A 7,367-nucleotide genomic window follows, 5' to 3' on the forward strand; every position below is an offset into this window, starting at 1 on the left:
GAGGTGGTACCTGCGTTGTCACAATTAGAGACTCCATTGTTCGACGTATTACTTAAACATCGGAACAGACACCCAATTCAGTTCCATATTCCAGGCCATAAGAAAGGTCAAGGTATGGACCCTGCGTTCCGAGAATTCGTCGGCGACAACGTTTTATCAATTGATTTAATTAATATTGCTCCACTAGACGATTTACATTCACCAAAGGGCGCTATTAAAGAAGCGCAAGCACTTGCTGCCAAAGCCTTTGGTGCTGATCATACATTCTTTTCCGTTCAAGGTACTAGTGGCGCCATCATGGCGATGATTCTGACCGTCGTCGGTCCAGGTGATAAGATTCTAGTACCACGGAATGTTCATAAATCCATTATGTCGGCGATTGTTTTCGCTGGAGCAATCCCGATTTTTATTCATCCTGAAGTAGATAGTGAATATGGTATTTCTCATGGAATATCGCCTGAAGCTGTTGAAAAAGCTTTAAATGCTTATCCAGATACAAAGGCAGTTCTTGTTATTAATCCAACGTACTTCGGCTTCTCAGCAGACTTAAAGCGTATTGTCGAAATAGTCCATAGCCGCAATATTCCGGTAGTTGTCGATGAAGCACATGGTGTACACATTAAATTCCATGATGATCTTCCATACTCTGCAATGGAAGCTGGAGCTGATATGGCTGCAACCAGCGTACATAAGCTTGGCGGTTCTATGACTCAAACGTCTATTTTAAATGTTCGTGAAGGACTTGTTTCTGCAAAACGTGTCCAAGCTATCCTGTCGATGCTAACAACAACATCGACATCTTATCCATTACTCGCTTCCCTTGACACAGCTCGACGTCAGCTAGCGATCCATGGTTATGATTTAATTGGCGATGCACTTCGCTTGGCAAAGGATGCACGTAAACGCATTAACCAAATTCCACATTTAAAATGTGCTGGTAAAGAAAAATTAAATTCATCAGCAACTTATGATATGGATCCTTTAAAGCTATTAATAAGTATTAAAGATTTAGGTATCTCTGGTCATCAAGCTGAAGAATGGCTTCGTCACAATGCAAATATTGAAGTAGAATTATCAGATCTATACAATATTTTATGTTTAGTGACATTAGGTGATACGAAAAAGGAAATTAATCTCCTTATCAATGCCCTTAGCCGTATGTCAAAAGCATTCGATTCAGAAGCTGCTATTACTGAAACAATGGTCAATGTACCAGAAATTCCTGCACTTGCTATGTCACCACGTGATGCATTTTATGCAGATACTGAAGTTGTTCCACTTGCAGAAGCGGATAATTGTATTTGCGCAGAATTTGTTATGGTATATCCCCCAGGTATTCCGATTTTTATTCCCGGGGAAATAATTACTCAAGAAAATATTCGTTATATTCAAATGAATATTGAAGCTGGTTTACCTGTTCAAGGACCAGAAGATACAACATTAAAAACAATTCGCGTCATTAAAGAACGCAAACCTATTATTTAATGGTAAAGCTACCTCAAAGAGAGGTAGCTTTTTATTGATTAATAATAATGGAACCAAGCAGATAACATACCAAATATAGGAAAAACAAGCCACCAATGCCTCCACAAGAAATCCCCAACAGTTTTATGATCGGATTTATTTGAATCAGTGGCTGAAGCTGGGGTTGGGGCTGAGGCTTCTAGTTTATGATATTTTTCTTCACCTGTAATAAGCTGGTCTAAAGAAATTTTATATAAATCACTTAACCTTCTTAAATTATCTATATCAGGATAGCCTTTTCCTAACTCCCATTTTGAAACGGATTGTCTTGAAATATTAAAAAAAGCTGCGACATCATCCTGTGTATACTTATGCTGTTCTCTCAATTCCTTTAAACGGTTTTCTAAATTCATTAAATTTCACCTCCAACATATAGGATTTTGATCAAATAATAATGGATTATTACACTTTATTCTAGAAGTTATCATTTGCTAATTCGCAACGCATGGTTGCTTTCAAAGAAACTGAGCAAAAAATTCGATTCTAGAGCATATTTTACTTACACTATTTAGTGAGGAGTGATGGAATGAATACATGGGATCAACGATTTAAAACAGCTGAATATGTGTATGGTGAGCAGCCAAATACATTTATAGAAGACTATGTACACTATTTAAAGGATTATCCAAATGTGGCTGCATATGCCGAAGGTGAAGGTCGAAATGCTGTATTTTTAGCTTTACAGGGGCATACAGTAACTGCCTTTGATTATGCAGAAAGCGGTCTTGAAAAAACAGAACAGCTCGCAGAAAAACATAATGTTTCAGTTCATACAAAGCTTACTGACTTACTGCAAGATGAACTACCAGTAGAAAAGTTTGATGCTGCTATTATGGTGTTTGGACATTTTCCGGTTGAACAGCAACAAGAAGTGTTTAAGAGGATTGTGAACTCTGTAAAATCTGGCGGCCGTATTATGATGGAACTTTATTCAATTTATCAACTACCTTACGCGTCAGGTGGCCCAAAACAGCTTGATTTTTTATATGATCCTTTGGATGTTCTAAAATGGTGTCAACCTTATAAGATCATCCATTTTTTCACAGGTGAACAAATGCGAAATGAAGGTATACTCCACACAGGACTTGCTCATACCATTCAATTTATTATAGAAAAAAATTAAAAAGACTATATACAGTACTCTGTAAGGTTAAAAACAAGTAATTGTACATGGTATTTGATTCAATCATAACTTGTTTATAATGTTGCACAAATTACGAAAATGTACATTACTAAAATAAATTTTTGTGGTGTACATTTTTTATTTTGTTAAGTATTACATTGTAATTTATTGAAGTATGCACCAAATTACAATGTAAAAAATTAAAGTAATATTAGTTGTTTTTAATTAGTGGAGGTGAATGTTTTTGTATTGGTATGAATACTGCCCAAAACATATAGAAAGTAAGTATAAGCTTTTAGTATTTAAAGAAAACCAACCCTTTTTACCATTATCAGATTATTTTAATGATTGTTTAGGACGAATTGATAAGAGCTCTGCAACATCCTATTTAAACTGTTTACTTCCCTTTTTCAAATGGTTAGAGGAAGAAAGTAATTTTTAAGGGGAACGAGTGCAATGGAATGATGAAGAAGAAAAGATACGAGTTGTTGTTGCAGATTATTTAATGCATGAAATGAACTGCAAGATCCGAGATCAAGACTAATTCAATAAAAGTCCGAATACAATTAGTCGTTTTTTGTCAGCATTAAAATCATTTTATAAAGCAATAATCCGTTTAAATCAATATCCATATAATAATCCATTAATTAGCTATATTAAATCAATTAAAAGAAGAATTAAAAGGTGTCCGAGTTGATAAACCAAGAATGCCTTCTGTTGCTGGAACAGAAGAACCCTTACAGCCACATTTTGCTTTTATTTTAGTTCGTTTAATTTCTTGTTCTGGATTCTTATCGATACAAAACACCACCTATGGCAATTCAGATAATAAATTTGGTATTTCATCAATTTCCCCTTTTTTCGAAGCAACTAATACTTCCGCTCGCTTTCCATTCCCTCAGTCATTTTCTCTTGAACTTGTTCTTCTTTCTACTCCCCATTACACCCAACTAACAAAATTGAACTAAATACAATTCCTGAAATTATAGCTTGTTTCATCATTTCTAAATTCCTCTTTCAAAAATTAAGTGCACATTCCAGAATAATTCTCCGTACGTAAGTTTGACGGTATATATTGGTAAAAGTTTCAGTTTATAACACAATCTTGTGCAATTAAACTGCACCGTTAGCACAAGAAGCGACTGCTCTAATTGAACAATCGCACCCCGTTTGTTTAAGTGTATTTATTCACAAAGTTAAAAAATTAGTAAAGAAGAAACAGAGTTCTTAATAGTATTAAAAACTCCTTCTATTATGTAATAGTTTATTTGATTCTTTAGTATCTCTTTTAAATTTTCTATATTCCCAAAAGAACATTACTATATATGCGGTAATACACCCAATAGGACCTGCCCACGTTACAGGCCCATTAATAAATATATAACTTGAAACACATCCAAGAATCATAGCTGATGCAAAAATTAATATATCTATTTTTTCCTTTTTTAAAAATGCTTTAAAATACACTGATTTCACCTACCAAGAAGTATTGATACTTTATATTAAATGTTCTGACATCGTTATTCCTCAATTCTGCTACGTTAATTAAAAAGACGTCCTCACTTGTTGGAGAAACGCCACTGTTCCAATTTCATTCCATAGAATACTTTACCTATCAAATCTTAACAATATAATGCCTTATTTTATATATGTAATTTTTTCCTTATTCAACTATCCTGCTCCGTTAGTTGAATAACTGAATAATCAGTTGCTATGTCTAGTGAAACATATTTACAAATATGGGTGTGCGGAAGTGTGAGCTTATAAATCGAGCTATGATGAGATTGCGGTAGCACATCATTAAATTGGTGTGCTTTTTCTATTTGAATCGGATTAATAAATATAAGAAGCGAAAAAACAAACACAAGCTCTTGGTTGAAATAAGGAGTGTGGCAAAGTTCAATTCTTTCAACTTTGAGTCAGCTTACAACAACAATCGAGCAAGCTTACAGAGCCATTTAACGAGCCTGTAAGAGTTGATAGATTTGGCTTGGGCTTGTCTCAATGGACTTTAGGAAGCTTACATATTTAACAAAAAGGTAAAAATCCAACAATCACTATTTACAACCCTTTCACCGAATCAATATTAAACAATATATGTTAGGGCTATCATTTATCACTCAATCCTGTTAAATGAAAGAAACATTGAATATTACCACTATCCCAAATATTGGGTTTATGATAACATATATCTGAATCTTATAACTTTAGAAAATATGAAAGGAAGTGTAATATTCAGATATGAAAAAGATATTGAAACCATTGATTAGTGTTATTGCCATTGGTGCCCTCTCTCTATCTATAAATATAGATAAAAATGTATTAGCTAATAATAATAATATTGCAAATACATGTGATTATAAATCGGCATCGAAAAAAAACCCTGATTATTCCACAATGAACTGTTTGTTAACCGAAACAGCACTGAGTTATGATGTTCCTCCTGAAATTGTGAAAGCAATAGCGGAAGGTGAAAGTGGAAATTGGCGTCATTTCGATATGAATGGTGAAGCGATTGTGACAGCTGATAAGGGAATTGGCATTATGCAAATTACAAATCAAGCCGGCTACAATCAAGATAAACTAAAAAGCGATATTGTCTATAATATTCAAGCTGGTGTAGAGACTCTAAATAAAATGTTTGAGCGGAAGGATTTACCTAGCATCAACGGTGGGGAAAGAGATGTACTGGAACATTGGTACTTCGCTATCATGGCTTATAACGGTACTAAGCCAGTAAATAGTCCAATTGTCCAAGCAACTGATGTAAGAAATACAAATGCCTATCAAGAAAGAATTCTCCAAATTATTGAGAAATTAGAATTAATAGACTTAACAGAGCTGCCTTTTTCACGCGAAGATTTTCAATATGACTCTAACAGCAGGGAAAATATTAAATTTTCAGAGATGAACTATGATTTTGATTTACCATTAACAAAATCAAAGTATTTTTTTGAAACAAATCAAAAAGTTAGTGCAACAACAACTAATGTAAAATTTAGAACAAGACCTTCTATTGATAGTCCTTTTGATACTTTACGTGAAGGCGAAATTGTTACCATTACGGGTCCTTTTGAATATGAAGAAGTATCAACGAAGAAAAACCATTTTGTTTGGTATCCTGTGAAAAGAAGTGACGGGACAAAGGGGTATGTAGCATCAAGTTATTTAAACTACTCAGCTTCAACACCAACGCCAACACCAACACCAACACCTCCAGTAACACCGCCCACAACGGGCAACGTTGATGTAACGAAGTTTGCTGATTACGATGCAAACCAATACTGGGCTGAGGATTTTAAGTGGGCTGTCAACATCGGTATCATCAGTGGAGACCCAAACGTGAAAAACCCATCAACAGGTAAGTACGAAAACTTACTTAAACCGTACACTAACTTAACGGAAAACCAAATGTTATCTATCCTATTTCGTTACTTCAAACCATCAGAACTAGCTTCAACGATAGCTAAAACTTCATGGTATGGAGACAAAAACTACCAACTGGCTACAAAATACTCTCTACCAGTGCTAGGTGCAAACACAGCATCCAAACAAGCCATTGCAGGTAAGGATATCACACGGGGTAACTTCGCTCGTATCTTAGCTTCAATGCATTATGGTAAGACTGTATCTCAGTCAGAAGCTATTAAATTCCTTCGTGATAATGGTTTAACAACTACTAAAACAAATGAAGAGTTTAAACCAAATGATTCTCTAACAAGAGCGCACACAGTGGCATTCTTCCACCGTTACGAACAAATATTCAATAACTAAATTGCTACTTACAAGTGAAAAGGTGACTATAAAAGTCATCTTTTCTTTTTTATGTTTAATAAATCCTTTCTCGACACTCCTCGAACCTTTTATAACTAAATTCATTGACACAGATTGCTTGATGGGAGCTACAAAGTCTTGTGTTAAGCTACTGGAGTGATTGAGAAAGCATAACAAAAGGACTTGCATATATGAGATTCAATCATACACGCAAGCCCTTTTCTTATTAACCTACCGCTCTCGTTAGTTAAACAACCCTTGCTCTTTCCACTTGTTAAAGTACTTTTGATAACCCATTTCCTCTGCTGTCATAGTGTATTGCGTATCTTCCCATTTAAAAGTATGAGAACCCGACAATGCCTCGTAGCTTGGATTCCCTTTTACATCCCCAAAAAGCGTTTCAAATGTATTTACATCCACTGAATTTGTTGTTCCATTCTCGTCAGTTTCAAGATGAATGAAATCACCCTCTCCCTGTTCTGAATTCCCCTTAAACATCAAACCTGCTTTATTTAAAGATAAATATAATTGATTCATACTCAATTTCTACTCTCCTTTAAAATTCGTTAGCTTAATCAACTAAACTGCTCCGTTAGTTGAATATCTGAATAATCAGTTGTTTGGTATAGTGCAACATGTTTTCAAATGTTGGTGGGAGATGGATCTGTATGACTAACAAGGGAGATTGACTGTTACAGCAGGGCGAGGCGTTGAGGTCTAACCCTTTCAACTTTGAGTTAGATTATAACAACAGCCGTAGCATACTTTTGATCAATCTTTATTTCAAACCAACACTTAAAACACACATAAAAGCTGAACCAAGATCAAAATTAGTTCAGCTTAAAAAATATCATATTATAATGTTGCACATTGTATATAGATCCAGAAATATTAAGTGCATTACTTTAATTCTTGACTTTTAATAAAAATATAAACTGTATATAGC

7 protein-coding genes are annotated in these 7,367 nt (G+C 34.6%); 4 read left to right on the forward strand and 3 right to left on the reverse strand.

Annotated features, from left to right (window positions below; genetic code table 11):
- The first annotated feature begins 15 nt into the window (after positions 1 to 15).
- Positions 16 to 1,485, forward strand: coding sequence for an aminotransferase class I/II-fold pyridoxal phosphate-dependent enzyme (locus ACMZ42_RS13750; RefSeq protein WP_370083761.1), 1,470 nt, complete (start codon positions 16 to 18; stop codon positions 1,483 to 1,485).
- A 38-nt stretch (positions 1,486 to 1,523) separates the two neighbouring features.
- Here the strand turns inward: ACMZ42_RS13750 and ACMZ42_RS13755 are convergent, their stop codons facing one another.
- On the reverse strand, positions 1,524 to 1,877 hold the full coding sequence (locus ACMZ42_RS13755; RefSeq protein WP_415731797.1) for a helix-turn-helix transcriptional regulator: 354 nt from the start codon (positions 1,875 to 1,877) through the stop codon (positions 1,524 to 1,526).
- A 173-nt stretch (positions 1,878 to 2,050) separates the two neighbouring features.
- On the opposite strand from ACMZ42_RS13755, the gene ACMZ42_RS13760 reads away from it, so the two are divergent.
- Positions 2,051 to 2,647 (forward strand): class I SAM-dependent methyltransferase, encoded by a 597-nt coding sequence (locus tag ACMZ42_RS13760; protein ID WP_402872265.1) that lies wholly within the window; start codon positions 2,051 to 2,053, stop codon positions 2,645 to 2,647.
- A 244-nt stretch (positions 2,648 to 2,891) separates the two neighbouring features.
- Positions 2,892 to 3,089: a hypothetical protein gene (locus ACMZ42_RS13765; protein ID WP_415731798.1), complete on the forward strand. Its 198-nt coding sequence runs from the start codon at positions 2,892 to 2,894 to the stop codon at positions 3,087 to 3,089.
- A 794-nt stretch (positions 3,090 to 3,883) separates the two neighbouring features.
- Here the strand turns inward: ACMZ42_RS13765 and ACMZ42_RS13770 are convergent.
- Positions 3,884 to 4,114, reverse strand: coding sequence for a hypothetical protein (locus ACMZ42_RS13770; RefSeq protein ID WP_415731799.1), 231 nt, complete (start codon positions 4,112 to 4,114; stop codon positions 3,884 to 3,886).
- Between the two features lie 774 nt (positions 4,115 to 4,888).
- Between ACMZ42_RS13770 and ACMZ42_RS13775 the strand changes: the two genes are divergently transcribed.
- Complete coding sequence (locus tag ACMZ42_RS13775; protein WP_415731800.1) at positions 4,889 to 6,421, forward strand: SH3 domain-containing protein; 1,533 nt, start codon at positions 4,889 to 4,891, stop codon at positions 6,419 to 6,421.
- Positions 6,422 to 6,664: 243 nt separating this feature from the next.
- Here the strand turns inward: ACMZ42_RS13775 and ACMZ42_RS13780 are convergent, their stop codons facing one another.
- Positions 6,665 to 6,958, reverse strand: a complete 294-nt coding sequence (locus ACMZ42_RS13780) for a hypothetical protein (RefSeq protein ID WP_415731802.1) — start codon at positions 6,956 to 6,958, stop codon at positions 6,665 to 6,667.
- Positions 6,959 to 7,367 lie beyond the last annotated feature (409 nt).

Source organism: Lysinibacillus sp. NPDC056185, from assembly GCF_047737915.1.
GTDB lineage: Bacteria > Bacillota > Bacilli > Bacillales_A > Planococcaceae > Lysinibacillus.

Coding starts and splice junctions, on each gene's coding strand:
- ACMZ42_RS13755 (WP_415731797.1), bottom strand. CDS start 1,877: ATGAATTTAGAAAACCGTTTAAAGGAATTGAGAGAACAGCATAAGTAT.
- ACMZ42_RS13760 (WP_402872265.1), top strand. CDS start 2,051: ATGAATACATGGGATCAACGATTTAAAACAGCTGAATATGTGTATGGT.
- ACMZ42_RS13775 (WP_415731800.1), top strand. CDS start 4,889: ATGAAAAAGATATTGAAACCATTGATTAGTGTTATTGCCATTGGTGCC.
- ACMZ42_RS13780 (WP_415731802.1), bottom strand. CDS start 6,958: ATGAATCAATTATATTTATCTTTAAATAAAGCAGGTTTGATGTTTAAG.